The organism is Xanthomonas vesicatoria ATCC 35937 (genome assembly GCF_001908725.1).
GTDB classification, from domain to species: domain Bacteria; phylum Pseudomonadota; class Gammaproteobacteria; order Xanthomonadales; family Xanthomonadaceae; genus Xanthomonas; species Xanthomonas vesicatoria.
In genome coordinates, this window is sequence record NZ_CP018725.1 from 1,009,924 (window position 1) to 1,026,730 (window position 16,807).

The 16,807-nt window shown below is 66.1% G+C and carries 15 protein-coding genes; 5 read left to right on the top strand and 10 right to left on the bottom strand.

Going from position 1 to position 16,807, the window contains the following annotated elements; translation table 11 throughout:
• Nucleotides 1-54: 54 nt before the first annotated feature.
• Complete coding sequence (locus BJD12_RS04445; RefSeq protein WP_005991333.1) at nucleotides 55-981, top strand: LysR family transcriptional regulator; 927 nt, start codon at nucleotides 55-57, stop codon at nucleotides 979-981.
• Between the two features lie 417 nt (nucleotides 982-1,398).
• Here BJD12_RS04445 and BJD12_RS04450 read toward each other — a convergent pair whose 3' ends face one another.
• The 9 genes from BJD12_RS04450 to prmB all read right to left on the bottom strand — a co-directional run bounded on the left by BJD12_RS04450 (nucleotide 1,399) and on the right by prmB (nucleotide 10,516).
• The gene (locus BJD12_RS04450; RefSeq protein ID WP_005991331.1) at nucleotides 1,399-2,067 is read right to left on the bottom strand and encodes a phosphoribosylanthranilate isomerase; all 669 of its coding nucleotides are present in this window, start codon (nucleotides 2,065-2,067) and stop codon (nucleotides 1,399-1,401) included.
• A complete protein-coding gene (gene truA / locus BJD12_RS04455; RefSeq protein ID WP_005991329.1) occupies nucleotides 2,064-2,837 on the bottom strand; it encodes a tRNA pseudouridine(38-40) synthase TruA in 774 nt (257 codons plus the stop codon). Before truA ends, BJD12_RS04450 begins: the two co-directional genes overlap by 4 nt.
• 175 nt (nucleotides 2,838-3,012) lie before the next feature.
• A complete protein-coding gene (locus tag BJD12_RS04460; RefSeq protein ID WP_042827882.1) occupies nucleotides 3,013-3,396 on the bottom strand; it encodes a VOC family protein in 384 nt (127 codons plus the stop codon).
• Nucleotides 3,393-5,360: a motility hub landmark protein FimV gene (locus BJD12_RS04465; RefSeq protein ID WP_080553066.1), complete on the bottom strand. Its 1,968-nt coding sequence runs from the start codon at nucleotides 5,358-5,360 to the stop codon at nucleotides 3,393-3,395. The genes BJD12_RS04460 and BJD12_RS04465 overlap by 4 nt, the downstream gene beginning before the upstream one ends.
• Before the next feature lie 496 nt (nucleotides 5,361-5,856).
• A complete protein-coding gene (locus BJD12_RS04470; protein ID WP_005991323.1) occupies nucleotides 5,857-6,882 on the bottom strand; it encodes an aspartate-semialdehyde dehydrogenase in 1,026 nt (341 codons plus the stop codon).
• An 85-nt stretch (nucleotides 6,883-6,967) separates the two neighbouring features.
• Nucleotides 6,968-8,026, bottom strand: a complete 1,059-nt coding sequence (locus BJD12_RS04475) for a 2-hydroxyacid dehydrogenase (RefSeq protein ID WP_005991321.1) — start codon at nucleotides 8,024-8,026, stop codon at nucleotides 6,968-6,970.
• Nucleotides 8,019-9,122: a chorismate synthase gene (gene aroC / locus BJD12_RS04480; RefSeq protein ID WP_005991319.1), complete on the bottom strand. Its 1,104-nt coding sequence runs from the start codon at nucleotides 9,120-9,122 to the stop codon at nucleotides 8,019-8,021. The genes BJD12_RS04475 and aroC overlap by 8 nt, the downstream gene beginning before the upstream one ends.
• On the bottom strand, nucleotides 9,112-9,600 hold the full coding sequence (locus BJD12_RS04485) for a hypothetical protein (protein WP_005991317.1): 489 nt from the start codon (nucleotides 9,598-9,600) through the stop codon (nucleotides 9,112-9,114). The genes aroC and BJD12_RS04485 overlap by 11 nt, the downstream gene beginning before the upstream one ends.
• Nucleotides 9,590-10,516, bottom strand: a complete 927-nt coding sequence (gene prmB, locus BJD12_RS04490; RefSeq protein WP_005991315.1) for a 50S ribosomal protein L3 N(5)-glutamine methyltransferase — start codon at nucleotides 10,514-10,516, stop codon at nucleotides 9,590-9,592. The genes BJD12_RS04485 and prmB overlap by 11 nt, the downstream gene beginning before the upstream one ends.
• An 80-nt stretch (nucleotides 10,517-10,596) precedes the next feature.
• Here prmB and BJD12_RS04495 point away from each other — a divergent pair, with 80 nt between their 5' ends.
• The 3 genes from BJD12_RS04495 (at nucleotide 10,597) to BJD12_RS04505 (ending at nucleotide 13,236) form a co-directional block, all read left to right on the top strand.
• A complete protein-coding gene (locus BJD12_RS04495; protein ID WP_005991313.1) occupies nucleotides 10,597-11,247 on the top strand; it encodes an SCO family protein in 651 nt (216 codons plus the stop codon).
• A complete protein-coding gene (gene asd / locus BJD12_RS04500; RefSeq protein WP_005991311.1) occupies nucleotides 11,244-12,092 on the top strand; it encodes an archaetidylserine decarboxylase in 849 nt (282 codons plus the stop codon). Before BJD12_RS04495 ends, asd begins: the two co-directional genes overlap by 4 nt.
• A 154-nt stretch (nucleotides 12,093-12,246) precedes the next feature.
• On the top strand, nucleotides 12,247-13,236 hold the full coding sequence (locus BJD12_RS04505) for a hypothetical protein (RefSeq protein ID WP_042827881.1): 990 nt from the start codon (nucleotides 12,247-12,249) through the stop codon (nucleotides 13,234-13,236).
• A 183-nt stretch (nucleotides 13,237-13,419) separates the two neighbouring features.
• On the opposite strand, the gene BJD12_RS04510 is transcribed toward BJD12_RS04505, so the two are convergent.
• Nucleotides 13,420-15,000, bottom strand: a complete 1,581-nt coding sequence (locus tag BJD12_RS04510) for a transglycosylase SLT domain-containing protein (protein ID WP_042827880.1) — start codon at nucleotides 14,998-15,000, stop codon at nucleotides 13,420-13,422.
• A 282-nt stretch (nucleotides 15,001-15,282) separates the two neighbouring features.
• On the opposite strand from BJD12_RS04510, the gene BJD12_RS04515 reads away from it, so the two are divergent.
• Nucleotides 15,283-16,788, top strand: a complete 1,506-nt coding sequence (locus BJD12_RS04515) for a helicase HerA-like domain-containing protein (RefSeq protein ID WP_005991305.1) — start codon at nucleotides 15,283-15,285, stop codon at nucleotides 16,786-16,788.
• Nucleotides 16,789-16,807: the final 19 nt, after the last annotated feature.

A 16,807-nucleotide genomic window follows, 5' to 3' on the forward strand; every position in this document is an offset into this window, starting at 1 on the left:
CGGCCACCGCGATAAATCGATAAGATGGCCGCAACCTGTGATCTGGACTCACACATGAACCTTGTGCTTCCACCGCTGGCGGCGCTGCGCGCCTTCGAGGCCGCTGCACGCTTGCAAAGCGTCAGCCGCGCCGCGCAGGAGCTGCACGTCACCCATGGCGCTATCAGCCGCCACGTGCGCTCGCTGGAACAGGCACTGGGCGCGGCGTTGTTCGCTCGCCAGGGCCGTGGCCTGGTGCTGACGACTGCCGGTACCCGCCTGCGTGATGCCACCGGAGAAGGCTTCGCGCTGATGGCCGACACCTGGGCCGCATTACGACGCCCCGCCAGCGAGGCGCCGCTGGTGCTGGGCTGCTCGGGCAGCCTGCTGGCGCGCTGGGTCATTCCGCGGCTTGGTCTGCTGCAGCGCGACCTGCCCGACCTGCGCCTGCACCTGTCGGCCAACGAACAACCGCCCGGCCCGGATCTGGATGGCCTGGACGCCGCCTTGCTGCTGGACACACCACCGTGGCCCGGCGAATGGCAGGTGCACGAGCTGGGTGTGGAATGGATCGGCCCGGTGTTGAGCCCCCCGTTGGCCAGCACACTGCAGATCGATGGAAAGCCCCCAGGCGCCCTGCGTGACCACCGCTTGCTGCACACACGCTCGCGACCGCAAGCCTGGCCGGAATGGGCACAGGCGCATGGCCTCGCACCCGACGCGCTGTGCTTCGGGACCGAGTTCGAGCACTTGGTGTATCTGCTGGAGGCCGCCGCCGCCGGTCTGGGCATCGCCATTGCACCGTATCCGCTGGTTGCCGCTGACCTGGCGGCCGGACGCCTGCTGGCACCGTGGGGATTCACCGCTACACGCGGCCGCTGGGCGCTGTGCGCCGCCAGACGCAATCCAGACCCACGCATCGCACGCCTTGCCGGCTGGTTGGGCGATGCATTGGGCATGGATCAGTTCACGCCAACGACGCCGAAGACCGCAGGAGTCTGAGATTGCATCGCGCAATCGCACGCCGAGCAGCGCTCAAGCGCGACTAACAAACCGTAACGAGCATCCGGGGGTGACGAGAGACGGCGCGGAATGCAGCCAGCTGGTGTTCGCTGATTTCGTCGAACCGAAGGAAGCGCATCGCATGCAGCAATGCGCAGGGGCTACGCCTACCGACTCTGGGTGCAGTAGCACCAAAGGCGACGGCGCGCGTTACAAAAGAAGCGCAGCGGCGCAGGAGATCCTACCTGGATGAGAGCCGCAGAGGCCTCAACACGGCGAATGACGCAATGAGTCGGCGCGACGCGCGTGCCAGTGCGTGCTTCTGCAAACGACCTGCTGCAGAGAACCTGTCGACTCCCAAGCCATCGTAAAAACTCAAAAACTTTGCAGCAGACCAGCCCTTGCCAATCCCCCAACCTACGACATCTCGTGGCAATCGGCACGCCGCACTTCTTCCACGAACTTGCGCATCTTGTGGCCGTCCTTGATGCCGGGTGCCAGCTCTACGCCACTGGAGACATCCACCCCCCACGGCAGCGTGGCAACGATCGCGTCGAACACATTGTCGGCCGTGATGCCGCCGGCAAGCAGAAACGGGCGATGCAAACCAGTGGGCAGGCGCGACCAATCGAAGGTCTTGCCGGTGCCGCCGCCGGCGCCAGGCGCATGGCTGTCGAACAGGAAGCCGGCCGTGTTGGGATAGGCCAACTGCAAGGTGCGGGCATTGGCGTCTTCGCCGTTGACCCCGGCGCTGCCCATCGGCACCGCCTTGAGGTAGGGCAGATTGAAGCTGCGGCAGAACGCGTCATCTTCCTCGCCGTGGAATTGCAGCAGCGTCGGGCGCACGGTACGCACCACCTCGCGCACTTCCTCCTTGGAGTTATTGCGGAACAGAGCGACCACATCGACCATCGGCGCGGTCGCTTGGCGCATCGCGCGCGCTTCGGCTGGCGCCACGCGGCGCGGGCTGCCGTGCGCGAAGATGAAACCTACCGCGTCCACACCCAGCTCCCCGGCCAGTCGGATGTCTCCGGCGCGGGTCATGCCACAGAACTTGATACGGGTGCGGTACAGCGATCGATTCATTGGGTCACCTCGGCAGGCAGATGCCACTCTGCAGGATACAGAGGCCCGATAAACACCAGGCCTTGTGGCGGCGCTGTCGGCCCGGCAACCGTGCGGTCGCGCCCGGCGAGCAACGTCGCGATCCAGTCGGTCGGTTGCTCGCCGGTTCCGATCAAAATCAGCGAGCCAACAATATTCCGCACCATGTGATGAAGGAATGCATTGGCCTGTACCCGCACCTCCACCACTTCGCCGATGCGCTGAACCGTAATGGCCTGCAGGTTGCGCCGCGCATGCAGGGCCTGGCACTGCACACTGCGAAACGCACTGAAGTCGTTTTCGCCCAACAGCGCCTGCGCGGCGGCGTGCATGGCCTCGGCATCGAGCGGCCGGCGTTCCCAACTCAGCGTCTGTCGATACAGCGCCGGGCGGATCTGCCGGTTCAGCAGACGGTAGCGATAGCGCCGCGCGCGCGCGGAGAAACGCGCATGGAAGTCATCGGCGACCGGCACGCACCAGCGCACCGCGATCGACGGCGGCAACCGCGCGGTGGTGCCCAGCATCCAGCCGCGCGGTTGCCGCAGCGCATCGCTATCGAAGTGCACCACCTGGCATTCACCATGCACGCCGGCATCGGTACGACCCGCGCAGACCACCTGGATCGGCGCGTCGGCAACCGACGACAGCGCCGCCTGCACACTGGCCTGCACGCTCGGCCCGCCGTGCTCGCCCAACTGCTGCCAGCCCTGGAACTCGCTGCCGTCGTATTCCACGCCCAGCGCATAACGCATCGGTACCTGCCTCTTAATTGAATCGGTGATGCGTCTGCATCCACTGCTGCGAACCGCAAAGCGCACAGGCAAACGGTAACGCCGAAGGCGCGCTACGGATCCTGCGGATGCATGGTACAGCCGGTGACGGGGCCAACAGCACCTGTAGGCAAGGCGCCACCATCCACCGTTGGCTTTAAGCCGCGTCGCGCTCGGACCACACCGCCAGCGTGCTGCCACCAGGCTCACGGAAATGAAACCGGCTGCCGCCAGGAAAGCCGAAGACCGGCTTGACGATCTCGCCGCCTGCCGCGCGCACGCGTTCGAGCATCGGCACCAGATCGTCGGCATACAGCACGACCAACGGGCCACCTTCTGCCGGGGCGGGCACCGTGGTGCGATAAAATCCCCCGTCCAGACGGCCGTCGTTGAAGGCTAGGTAATCCGGGCCATACGCCTGGAACTGCCAGCCGAACACGGTTTCGAAGAAGGCCCGGCTGGCGTCGGGATCGATGGAGGCGAACTCCACGTAATCGATCCGGCGCTCGCGCATCGCCACGTTATCCATGGCCGGACTCACGCCAGCTGCTCCAGCAATTGCGCCGCTTCGGCGCGGGTGGCTTCGTCACCGGTGGCGGCGACTTCCAGCAACAGACCGCGTGCGGTGTCCTTGTCGCCCAGGTCCATGTAGGCCACCGCCAATTCCAGGCGGTCGCGCCCTGCCGAGGCGAATTCCCTAGTGCTCGCCCCGGTGGGCGGCTCCACCGGGACGACCGCAGCCTGCTCGACATCTTCGGGATGCTGCAGCGCGTGATCGACGTCGACGCCGTCCTGGACTGAGGCGCTCGATGCGGCCGCCGGGTGCTCGCCAGGCTCGTGGTGCTGCGACTCGACCTGCGGCGGCAACTCGGATTCCTGCGCGGGCTCGGCCTGCGGGGAGTGCACTTCGGGCGCTGTCACCGTCGGCGGGGCCGCGCGTAGCGCGCGCCACTCGTCGCTGTTGATCACCGGCGGCGCCACGACCGGTTCGGACAGCAGCGGCTCGCGCCGCAACACGTCCGATAGCGGCGTCTGCGCGTCATGGGCGCGCTCGTCTTCGCGCAAATTGGCTTGTTCGAATTCGGTTTCGTGTAGCACGTCGTGCTCGCTGGGCTCGGTGGCCTGCGGGTCGTCTTGCTGCTCGGCGGTATCCACCGCCGCGATCGGCGGCGCGAAGTCGAACTGACGGCGCGGCAACGGCGGCAGCGGCGAGGGCTTGCGACGACGCGCCGCCAGCCATGCGACCACGGCCGCCACGATCAGCACCAGCGCTCCGATCAACCACAGCGGGAAGCCGCCACCTTGTGGAGCGGCCTGCGGCGCGTCAGCCAGGCGCTTCTGCGCGGCGGCCAGGTCGGTGTCCTTCATGGCGATCAAGGCTTGCTGTTGCTGCTTGAGCTTTTCCAGGTCGGCCACGCGCGAGCGTAGGTCCTGCAATTCCGCATCGCGGGTGGCGATGTCTTCCTTGGCCTGTTGCAACTGTTGGTTGGCCGCCATCTCGCCCTCGCCTTCGGCACTGGTGCCGGACGTGGCGCCGGCGGTGTTGGTCTGACTCGCCACTGCCGGGGCGATTTCGAGCCGCGCGCCGGTAGCGGCCGCGGCGGATGCTACCGATGCGGGGGCAGGCGTTGCTGCAGCCGCACCGGCATCGGCCGGTTGCGGAATGGCCGAGCGCGCCTGGCGCCACTGGGCGGCCTGCTCGCGCACCATCACCGCTGCTTCGGCCGCATTGACCTGCGCCAGCGCGTCTTCCTGCGGCGTGCGCAAGACGGCACCCTGCTTGAGGCGATTGATGTTGCCGTTGACGAAGGCATCCGGATTGGTCCGCAGCAGCGCCAGCATGGTCTGATCCAGCGAATGCCCGCTGGAACGTGCCAGGCCCGCTGCAATTTCCGACAAGGTCTGGCCCGAGCGCACGGCCGGCAATGCATCGCCGGTCTGCGTGGCAGCGGACGCGGTTGCCGCGGCACGCGGCGGCGCAGCCGCTGCCGCAGCGCCAGCATTCCGGTCTGCACGTTCCACCGCCGGAGCGGCCGCCGGCTCACGTGCAATCGTGTTGCTGGCGCCGGCACGCGGCGCGTCGATGGCCGGCTCCGCGATCGCGGCCGCGGTGTTGGGCGCATCGACCAGTGCGGCATATTCGCGCACCAGACGGCCCTGGCTCCACTCCACTTCGATCAGAAAATTGATCGCCGGCTGATCCACCGGTTGATTGCTGGTCACGCGGATCACCGCCCGCCCGCGTGCGTCCTGCGCAAACTGGAACTGCAGGCTGCTGACCAGACCTTGCGGCCGCTCCAGACCGACGCGCGCAAAAGTGGTCGCCGATGCCAGCGCCACGCGCGCGTTGTCGAGCTCGCCCGGCTCGTTGGAAATCACCGGAATTTCGGCCACCAACGGCTGCCCGGGTTTGGACAGCACCCGGATATCGCCCAAGCCCAACGCCATGGCGGCGCCGCTGCAAGCCATCAGCAGCAACGCACCTATTCCTTGTATCGGACGCATCGCGCCCCCGCCCCTATGTTTCATGGGCATCAATATAGCCGCTGAACGAGCGAAAAAGTCGTTCGTGCATCGTGCATGCACCGCGCTCGCGATGCCGCAATGCGACATCGGCGCAGACGCGCAGCTGCCGACGGTGAATCGGCAAGCTCCGGGAACAACTGAAGGAGAAGACGTGCCGCGGCTGCTGGGTGCCCCTACCGCTCAGCAGCGTCGGCTGCTGGCGCAATCACTATCGGCTCGTGCGGCGATCGCTAGTGGTCGGAACTTTACGAACTGCGCGAAGCTGCACTTGATGCGAACGACGCGCTGCGGCATGCGATCGGCCGTTGCAGTGCTACATGTCATATAAGAGCACTCTCTTACGACAGGTGCTTTCTTACCCAGGCACCAGGCCGTCAAAAGCCGCAAGCCATCGGCTTGTAGGAGCGCACCTGGGCGCGATGCACCGTCACAGTGACAGCCCTCGCGCGCCGGCGCGCCCCACAAGGCAGGAGGATCAGCCTTCCCGCGCGACCAGCTCGGCCAGCTGCACGGCGTTAAGCGCGGCGCCCTTGCGGATGTTGTCGGAAACGATCCACAGATTCAGACCCCGCGGGTGCGAGAAGTCTTCGCGGATGCGGCCGACGAACACCGCATCCTTGCCGGAGGCATGCGTCACCGGCGTCGGGTAGCCGCCCGGCTTGCGCTCGTCCACCACTTCCACGCCCGGCGACGCTTCGAGCAGCGCGCGCGCGGCTTCGACGGTGATCTTGTCGCGGGTCTCGATGGCCACCGCTTCGGAGTGCCCGTAGAACACCGGCACGCGCACCGCGGTGGGATTCACCTGGATGGTGTCGTCGCCGAGGATCTTGCGGGTTTCCCAGACCAGCTTCATCTCTTCCTTGGTGTAGCCGTTGTCCTGGAAGTCATCGATGTGCGGGATCAGGTTGAAGGCGATCTGCACCGGGAAGCGCTGCGGGTCGATCTCCTGGAAGCTCAGCAACTCGCTGGTCTGCTTGCCCAGTTCTTCCATCGCCGAACGCCCGCCGCCGGACACCGACTGGTAGGTCGCCACATTGATGCGCTCGATCCCGTATTTGCGGTGAATCGGGCCCAGCGCCACCAGCATCTGCATGGTCGAGCAATTGGGGTTGGCGACGATGCCGCGCGGACGCTGCTGGAGCACCTCGGGATTGACCTCCGACACCACCAGCGGCACATCGTCGTCGTACCGGAACGCGGAAGAATTATCGATCACCACCGCGCCGGCGGCGGCGAACTTGGGGCCGTATTCCTTGGACACGCTGCCGCCTGCGGAGAACAGCGCGATGTCCACGCCGGTCGGGTCGAAGTCGGCCAGATCCAGCACGTCGACCTTGCCGCCATTGAATTCCACTTGCCCACCGGCCGAACGCGCCGAGGCCAGCGCATACAGGTTGGCGACCGGGAAATTGCGCTCGGCCAGGATGCTCAGCATGGTCTCGCCGACAGCGCCGGTGGCGCCCACGACCGCGACATTGAAACGACGGTTTTCGTTGCTCATGAGGATGTCTTTATCGAAAGAGTGAAGGAGGGGAACGCGCTGCGTGTGGGTTCGGGGAACCTCCCACGCTGGCCGCGGAGGCTCCCTATCGTTTGGTCGCGTCGGTTTTGCTGGCGTCCACGACCATGCCGCCGCGTTTGGCGGCGGCGATCGCATCAGCATTGAGCGCGCTTGGCGGATGCCCGGCGTTGGGACCGTGGCCGAGCGCGGCAATCAGGTTGTCCACCGCCAGCTGCACCATCGCGCGACGTGTGGCCAAACTGGCGCTGCCGATATGCGGGGTCAACACCACGTTGTGCAATGCCAGCAGCTCGGGGCGCACCGCAGGCTCGCCTTCGTAGACATCCAGGCCGGCACCGGCCAGGCGCCCATTGGCCAGCGCGTCGGCCAGCGCAAGCTCATCGACGATGCCGCCGCGCGCAATGTTCACCAGCGTGGCAGTGGGCCGCATCTTGCCCAACGCGGCAGCGTCGATGATGTGGTGCGACTGCTTGGTGTAGGGCAGCACCAGCACCAGGTGATCGGACTGCGCCAGCAAGCTGTCCAGATCGACGTACTGCGCGTTGAGGTCCTGCTCGGTCTGGGCAGGCAACCGGCTGCGGTTGTGATACAGCACGCGCATGCCGAAGCCGTGCGCGCCGCGGCGTGCGATGCCCTGCCCGATCCGGCCCATGCCCAGGACGCCGAGCGTGCTGCCATGGATATCGGCGCCGAGCAGGGTCTTGAACGACCATTGGCCCCATTGCCCGTCGCGCAACCAGCGCTCGGCCTCGGTGATGCGGCGCGCGGTGGCCATCAGCAACGCAAAGCCCAGGTCGGCGGTGGTTTCGGTCAACGCGTCGGGCGTATTGCTGGCAAGGATGCCGGCCGCGCTCAGCGCATCGATATCGAGATTGTTGTAGCCCACGCCAACGTTGGCGATGGCGCGCAGCTGCGGGGCCGAGGCGATTTCTACCGCGCCCACGCGCTCGTTGAGCGTGATCAGTGCGCCATCGACGCCGGCCAGGTGCGCGACCAGCTGCTGCGACGAATACGCGGTGACGCGCTCGGTGGTGGTCAACTCGAAATACTCACCCAGTTGCGCGACGACATCGTCGAACAACGGCTGGCTGACCCACACCTTGGGGCGCGTTGCTTCAGACATCGATCTGACCGGGAATGCGCGGCGAGACCTCGCCGACATCGCCGCATTGCGCGCGATGACGCAGCGCCTGATCCATCAGCACCAAGGCCATCATCGCTTCGGCGATGGGGGTGGCGCGGATACCCACGCATGGGTCGTGCCGACCGGTGGTAATCACATCCACCACCGTGCCGTCCGCATCCACCGTCGCGCCGGGCAGGCGCAGGCTGGAGGTGGGCTTGAGTACCATCGAGGCGGTCACCGCCTGACCGGTGGAAATGCCGCCCAAAATGCCACCGGCATGATTGCTGAGAAAGCCTTCCGGGGTGATCAGGTCGCGGTGCTCGGTGCCCTTTTGCGCGGCACTGGCGAAACCGTCGCCGATCTCTACGCCCTTGACCGCATTGATGCTCATCAACGCGGCGGCCAGTTCGGCATCGAGCTTGCCGTAGATCGGCTCGCCCCAGCCTGCGGGCACACCGCCAGCCACCACGTCCACGCGCGCACCGACCGAATCGCCGGACTTGCGCAACGCATCCATGTAGGTTTCCAGCTCCGGCACCTGCGCGGCGTGCGGCCAAAAAAACGGGTTGTCTTCCACCGCATCCCAGTCGAAACCGGTCGGGCGGATCTCGCCCAGCTGCGAGAGGTAACCGCGTACCAGCACGCCATAACGCTGCTTGAGCCACTTCTTGGCGATCACACCGGCGGCCACGCGCATGGTGGTCTCGCGCGCGGACGAGCGCCCGCCGCCGCGTGGGTCGCGGATGCCGTACTTCTGCCAATAGCTGTAGTCCGCATGGCCGGGGCGGAACTGCTGGGCGATGTTGCTGTAGTCCTTGCTGCGCTGATCGGTGTTGCGGATCAGCAGCCCGATCGGCGTGCCGGTGGTGCGGCCTTCATAGACGCCGGACAGGATCTCGATGGCGTCGGCTTCGCGGCGCGCGGAGGTATGCCGGCTCTTGCCGCTGGCGCGGCGTTGCAGGTCCAGCGTGAACTCTTCCGGCGCCAGTTCCAGGCCCGGAGGGCAACCATCGACCACGCAGCCGATCGCCGGCCCATGCGACTCGCCGAAGGTGGTGACCGTCAACAGGCGGCCGAAACTGTTACTGCCCATAGCGGCATCCTCTCAACATCGCAGCAGGTGGCGTGGCGCAAAAGATGCGCGGCAGATGACGTGCCGCCACCAGCATCGGCGCCATCGCAAACAACCCGCTGAACACCAACAAAAACACGTCCAGCTCGTCACTACGAATGAGCATCCAATCGGCAAGCAGGTAGAGCGCAACGCCGATCCCGCACAACAGGCCGAGCGCAACCACCGAGGTACGACGCCGATTTGCCCGCAAGGTCGCATCAGAGCTGCCGACCACGATCCACGCCGACACCAGGCCGAAGAACGCCATCAACCCGAAGCCGATTTCCGCTGCCGCGCTCAACCAGCGCTGCGCAGTCGGGCCGCCGTACATCGGGTCGAACAAGCGATACGCCACGTCGAGCAAGCCGAACGGAATGGCCGCCCCGAAGACGGACACCGGCACCAGCAGCACGATATCGATCAGCTGCGGACGGGACGTGGGCGCCTCAGCGCGCACCGGCCAACTCGGTGATGCGCGCGCCGTGCGCGATCAGCTCGCGGCATTCCACCGCGAAGATGCCCATCTGCCCGACCTTGAACTCGACCCAAGCCAGGTCCACTTCCGGCAGCAGCTTGATCAGATGCTGCTCGGACTCGCCGACCTCGCAGATCAACAGGCCGTCTTCGCTGAGGTGCTGCGGCGCATCGCGCAGGATCTTCAGCACCAGGTCCAGGCCATCGTCGCCGGCACGCAAGCCCAGCTCCGGCTCGTAGGAATACTCCTGCGGCAGCGCGTCGGTCTCGTCGTTGGTGACGTACGGCGGATTGGTCACGATCAGGTCGTACTGACGCCCGCCCAACCCGGTGAACAGATCCGACTTGAGCAGGGTGACGTTGTCGGCATGCAGGCGCGCCTTGTTTTCGGCGGCCAGCGCCAGCGCGTCGTCGCTGATGTCCACCCCATCCACATCCCACTGCGGGTTGTAGTGGCCCATCGCAATCGCGATGCAGCCCGAGCCGGTGCACAGGTCCAGCGCGCGGGTCACTTCGCGGCCGCCCAGCCAGGGCTCGAAGCCGGCTTCGATCAATTCGGCGATCGGCGAGCGCGGCACCAGGGCGCGCGCATCACTCTTGAAGCTCAGGCCTGCAAACCAGGCCTCGCCGGTCAGGTACGCCGCCGGCACGCGCTCGTTGATGCGGCGCTCGAACAGGCCCAGCACCTGCTCCTTCTCCGAGCGCAGCAGGCGCGCCTGACCATACGCCGGGCCCAGGTCGTGCGGCAGATGCAGGCTGTGAAGCACCAGTTGGGTAGCTTCGTCCAGCGCGTTGTCGTAGCTATGACCGAAGGTGAGACCGGCTGCGTTGAAACGGCTGGTGCCGTAGCGGATCAGGTCGATGATGGTGTGCAGTTCGTCGGCCGCGGCGGCAGTCATGGCAACAACTAGAGAGGAATCGGCCCCCGATTATAGAGGTCGGATCGGTATCATGAGCGTCCGTTGCACTGGAAACCGCCATGTTCAATCGCAATACCGGCATCGTGCTGCTGGTGGCGCTGGCCGCCGGTCTTGGGTTGTTGCTGGGCCAGAAGTTCTTCGGCGGTGCGCCCCGCTCACCCTGGCCGCCCACCCAGACCATCACCTTTTACCCGCAGCCGCGCCCCTTGCCGCAGTTCAGCCTGCGCCAGTCCGATGGCACCCAGCTGGTGCCCGGTGAACTGAACGGGCATTGGACGCTGGTGTTTCTGGGTTTCACCTTCTGCCCGGATGTGTGCCCGACCACCCTGACCGACCTGGCCGTGGCGCAGCAGCAATGGGAAAGCATCCCCGATGGCCTGCGCCCGCGCCTGCTGTTCGTGTCGGTGGACCCGCAGCGCGACCCGCCTGCGCGGCTGGGTGAGTACGCCCACGCCTTCCACAAGGACACGCTGGCGGCCACCGCGGACGTGCCGGCACTGCAGCGCTTTGCCACCGCGCTGGGCTTCGTGTTCCAGAAGGTGCCGGGCAAGAACTTCGATCAAAACCCCAATGACTACAGCATGGATCACTCGGCCGGCATCGCCGTGCTCGACCCGCAAGGCCGCCTGACCGGCCTGATCCGTCCTCCGCTCGACCCCAAGGCGATTGCCGCCGACCTCCAACAGCTGACCAAGGTAACCGCTCCGTGAGTTTCGTCACTTCCCTGACCTACGTGTTGCCGCATCGGTTGCTGTCCTCCATGGCGCGCGCGCTGGCCTATTCCGATACGCCGTCCACCAAGCAATGGTTGATCGACACGGTCACGCGCAAGTTCGGCGTGGACCTGAGCGAAGCGCAGGAGCCGGACCCGCTCGCCTACCCCACCTTCAATGCGTTCTTCACCCGCGCGCTGAAGCCGGGCGCACGCGTGCCCGATGCCGACCCCGCAGCCGTGCTGATGCCGGCCGATGGCCGCATCAGTCAGCTCGGGCCAATCGAGAACGGCCGCATTTTTCAGGCCAAGGGCCAGTCGTTCACCGCCGCCGAACTGCTGGGCGATGAAGCGGCCGCAGTGCCGTTCAACGATGGCCTGTTTGCCACCGTGTATCTGTCACCCAAGGACTACCACCGCGTCCACATGCCGTGGACCGGCACCTTGCGCGAGACCGTGCACGTGCCCGGCCGCTTGTTCAGCGTGGGCCCGGATGCGGTGCGCAACGTGCCGCGGTTGTTTGCCCGCAACGAGCGCCTGGTGTGCCACTTCGACACCGAGTTCGGCCCGATGGCGTCGGTGATGGTGGGTGCGCTGCTGGTGTCCGGCGTGGAAACGGTGTGGAGCGGCGTGGAAATTCCACGCTACGGCGACCGCATCACGCGCAAGGATTACCGTGGCAAGGGAATCGTATTGGAGCGATTTGCGGAGATGGCGCGCTTTAACTACGGCTCGACGGTGATCGTGTTGCTGCCGCCGGGTGCGGCAACGCTTGCCGGTGGATTGGCGGCAGAGACCTCGGTGCGCCTGGGGCAGGCATTGGCGCGACGTCAGGTGGGCTGACGCACAGCAGCGTGGCCCGCCGCGCTCTTGCCGGTTGTGGCACTCGTGACCGTCCGCTTCGCGCACATGGCAGTGCGGGACAACGGGCGGACCCTGCGCCCCTCTCGCCTGTACTCTCCAGTCAGCCGGATACCGGCAGCTTTCAGGATCTTCGATGACGACACGGATGTTGCGATGGCCACTGGCGATCGCGCTGCTCACCGCAATGGCTGGCTGCACTCATAAGAGCGAGCAGCAGCAACTGGACGATTTGCGCGACGGCCTGCAATACCGGGGCTACCGACACTTCAGCGAGCAGGGCTTACCGATCGCATTTGCGGCGTATCAGCGCGGCGGCGCCCTGCTGGATACCCCGCCGCCTGCGCCGTTGACCGCCGACGACATCTGCATGCTGCACGCCATGCTGTCCTACACGGCGCTATCGGCGAACAAACTGCTGCCGGCGATCGCCGAAGCCGACCTGCTGGAGCGCGATTGCGCTCCGCAGGGGCGCGTCATCGCCACGGCATTGCGCTCGGTGGCCTACGAACGCAAGCAATGGCCGCAACTGGCACAACAGTCCAGCGACAGCCTATGGAAAAACAGCGCCGATCCAGAGGGCGACTTCGCCACCTTGGTGATGCTGCACGTGGTGATGGCCTATGCCGCGATGCAGGACAAGCGCTGGGAAAGCGTGGTGCTGCATGTCGATGCGATTGCACTGACGGTGCGGGCACCATGGCTCGGCGAACTGGCACGCGCGGGCCTGGACCTGGCCGAGCACCGCTATCTGGACGGCTTGCGCCGTCTGAAACGGCTCAGCGAAAACCCTGGCGTACCTGCGGACGTACGCGCCGAATTGCAGACCTTGATCCAGCACGTGGAAGCGGAGAGCGGCGACCTGGATTCCAATCTGGTCATCGCCCGCATCCTTACCCGTTTCATGTGGCAGGCGATCAAACAGAACGGCTCGCCGCTGATGCAGCAGGCGATGCAGTTCGCAGAACACCAGGCCAAACGCTTTGGCCCCGATGCATTGCGCCAAAGCTGGCGTGCGCGGTGGACGCAGTGGTGGGACGGCCTCAAGGCACGCTGGAACGAGGAAAGCGACTCGCCGCCATCCTCGCAGGCGGCAGGCACCGCGCCAGTCGTAGCGCTTGTTTGAGCGTAGCTCGCAGCACCGCCGCACTCATGGCCAAGCGAACGCGGCCGGTACTCGGCACCGCATCGACCACCCGCGCACGTTGAATCCGAGCGCGCTGCGCGCGCTCACCCGACGACTGCTCGCGACAGTTTCCCAGCGGCTGCCTGTAACGTGCCGCGATCCACGATCAGCGGCACATTCGCATCAACGGTCACAGCCCGCCAGCTTGATGCTCTGCCCCGGCTTGAGTGCGTAGCTGGGTGCCTTCAGGCCGTTGGCCTTGGCCAGTTCCTTGATCTCGCACTGGTATTTCTGCGCCACGCGACCAAGCGTATCGCCCTTGGCGATGGTGTAGCTGCGCGCCTGTCTTGCCTTGGGCTTGGCGACCGCAGGCTGGCCGGTGGCGACGGTGGTGGGTACGCCGGCCATCGGGCTGACATCGCCAACCGCCACGGTGGGCGTGTACTCGGTTGCGCTGCTGCGCACGATGGCACTGTTGAGATCGGCGGTGATCAAGGTCCGTGCCAGATCCGCACGCGGGCCGTTCACGCAGTAACGTGTGTACAGGCTGGCGATGCGGTTGGTAGCGTTGATGACGGTGCCGGCGGGAATCCAGCCATCGGGCTCATAACGTGGATTGAGGTTGCGTAGCGCACGCATGTAACCCTCGCGGACGCCCGTGCCGCCCAGGCAGATGGTCAGTTCATAGATCGTGGTGGACTTGGCCAGCTTGAGCGTGGCCGGCTGCGCGTCGAGCTTGGGGAAATCCACGCCGTACTGCCGCGGATGCAAGAAGATCCACGCCGCGGCGATCACCATCGGCACGTAGTCCTTGGTTTCGGCCGGGAACTGGTTGTAGACGTCCTGCTCCCAGAATCCCCGTCCGCCGGTCTGCGAAAAGACGCGTGCAGCACGGCCTTCGCCACCGTTGTAGGCGGCAAGCGCCAACTCGATGCTGCGGTTGAGGCCGGCCATGCGCTCGTTGAGATAGGCGGCGCTGGCTTCGGCGGCACTGCGTGCATCAAAGCGCGTATCGAAGCCGCTGCCGTCCGGGCCCAGCCCGAAACGCCGCCCTGTGGCCGGCATGAACTGCATCAGCCCGGCCGCACCCGCGCGCGAATTGGCGTGCACCTTGCCGTTGGATTCCTTGGCCATGATGCCGAACAGCAACGCCTCGGGCAGGCCGCGCTTCTGCCATTCCGGCCACATCACTCCGCGCAGGTTGCTGTAGTTGTCGTAGCTGGTCATCAATGCCGGGCGCATATCGGTCAGCCAGCGCCGGATGCCCGCCTGCACGGCCGGGTTGTACTGCACCATCTTGTCGAACTCGTGGCGCTGGTCGTTGAGCAGCGTTGCCGCACGCGCCGCCTCGGGCACGCCATTGGCGGCCGGGCCGAGATGATCCGGGTCGGCCTGCAACAAGGTGTCGTCGTCTTCCGGTTCTTCGGCAGCCGGTGCTTCAGCATCGGCGCGCGCCTTGAGCAGACGCTTGTAGGTGGCCAGCTGATTGGCCACCAGACAGCCGCGCTGCTTGATACAGGCGTCGATCACGTCCTCCATATCCTCCAGCGCGGCGTCGCCTTCGGCGGTGCCCCTGGGGTCGGAGTTGTTCACCAGCACCAAGGCATCGCGATAGCGCTTTTCGGCAGCGGCCATGCGTGCATCGAGCACGGCAGCCTTCTCCGTGTCACGCTTGGAGATGGCGTGGGCGGCGGGGACGACAGACATCAGCGCCACCACAGCCAGAACAGGCCATGGGCGCAAACCAAAATGAGCGAGCGGCATCGGAGACAGTGCAGCGGAAAGTCAGGCAGGGTAGCCGCCGGGACGACACGGGGGCAAGGCGACGCCGCCGGCAGGTCAGTGACGCGTTAGCTTGGCGCGCCTGTCCGATGCATTTAAAACCGGCGGAGCCGGGTATCTGGGACCGGCGAGCACGCTATTGACGGTGTCGAGTACGGCCGCCGGCTCGCCGCATCGCCTGGCCCTCAGGCCCCATGTGTGCCCCAAAATTTGTGCGACGACGTTGCCCGCTAGAATCCGGTCTTTCCTCACCGGATCTGCCCAATGGCCTTGTTCCTGCTCGGCAAAGGCGTCACCGACGATCTCCCGGTCGTGCTCGAAGGCCGCTTCGGCAACCGCCATGGTCTGGTGGCCGGCGCCACCGGCACCGGCAAGACCGTGACCTTGATGACCCTGGCCGAAGGCTTCTCACGGTTGGGGGTGCCAGTGTTCCTGGCCGACGTGAAAGGCGACGTCGCCGGCCTGGCCGTGGCCGGCGACGGTGCGCCCGGCGTGCTGCAGCGCGCCACAGATGTGGGCATCGCCGATTACGCGCCGGCCGCCAGCCCGGTGGTGTTCTGGGACCTGTACGGGCAGCTCGGCCACCCGGTGCGTACCACCGTGAGCGAGATGGGCCCGACCCTGCTCGCCCGCATCCTGGAACTCAACGACACCCAGTCCGGCGTGCTGGACATCGTGTTCAAGCTGGCCGACGACCGCGGCTTGTTGCTGCTGGATCTGGACGACCTGCGTGCGCTGCTTGCGTTGGTGGTGGCAGAACGCAAGGAGCTCTCCACCAGTTACGGGTTGGTGTCCAGCCAGTCCGTGGCCGCGATCCAGCGCGCGCTGCTGCGGCTGTCGCAGGATGGCGGCGAGCAGTTCTTCGGCGAGCCCGCATTGGAACTGGCCGACCTGATGCGCGTTGCGCCGGACGGCCGCGGTGTGATCGGCATCCTGGCGGCAAATCAATTGGTGCTCAAACCGAAGCTGTATTCGACCTTCCTGCTGTGGCTGATGTCGGAATTGTTCGAAGGCCTGCCGGAGGTGGGCGACCTGGACCAGCCCAAGCTGGTGTTCGTGTTCGATGAGGCGCATTTGTTGTTCGAGGACGCGCCGGCGGCACTGGTGCAGCGCATCGAGCAGGTGGTGCGGCTGATCCGCTCCAAGGGCGTGGGCATCTATTTCTGCTCGCAGTTTCCCGACGATATTCCCGACAACATTCTTGGCCAGCTCGGCAACCGCGTGCAGCATGCGCTGCGTGCCTACACCCCGCGCGACCAGAAAGCAGTCAAGACTGCGGCGCAGACCTTCGTGGGCAATCCCAAGCTCGACGTGGCCACGGCCATTTCCAGTCTGGGCACCGGCGAGGCACTGGCATCGCCGCTGCAAGGCAAGGGCGTGCCGGCGCCCGTGCAGCAGACCCTGATCGCGCCGCCACGCTGCCGCATGGGCGCACTCAGCGCGCCCGAGCGCGCACAGGTGCGTGCCGCCAGCCCGGTCGGTACGCGCTACGACACCGCGATCAACCGCGAATCGGCCGCCGAGCTGTTGGCACGCCGCGTCGAACAGGTCGCCAAGCAGACCGCCGCCCCGCCCGCGCGTACCCGCGAGGAAGAAGAAAGCCATGACAGCGGATTCGGAAAAGCGGTCAAGGACGCGGTGTTCGGCACCGGCCGTCGCCAAGGCATGCTGGAAACAATGGCCAAGCAGACATCGCGCACCATCGGCAGCAAGATCGGCCAACAGATCGTGCGCGGTCTTTTTGGGAGTATTTTTGGTGGGAAGCGCTAAACGCCCCGACGACGACGAG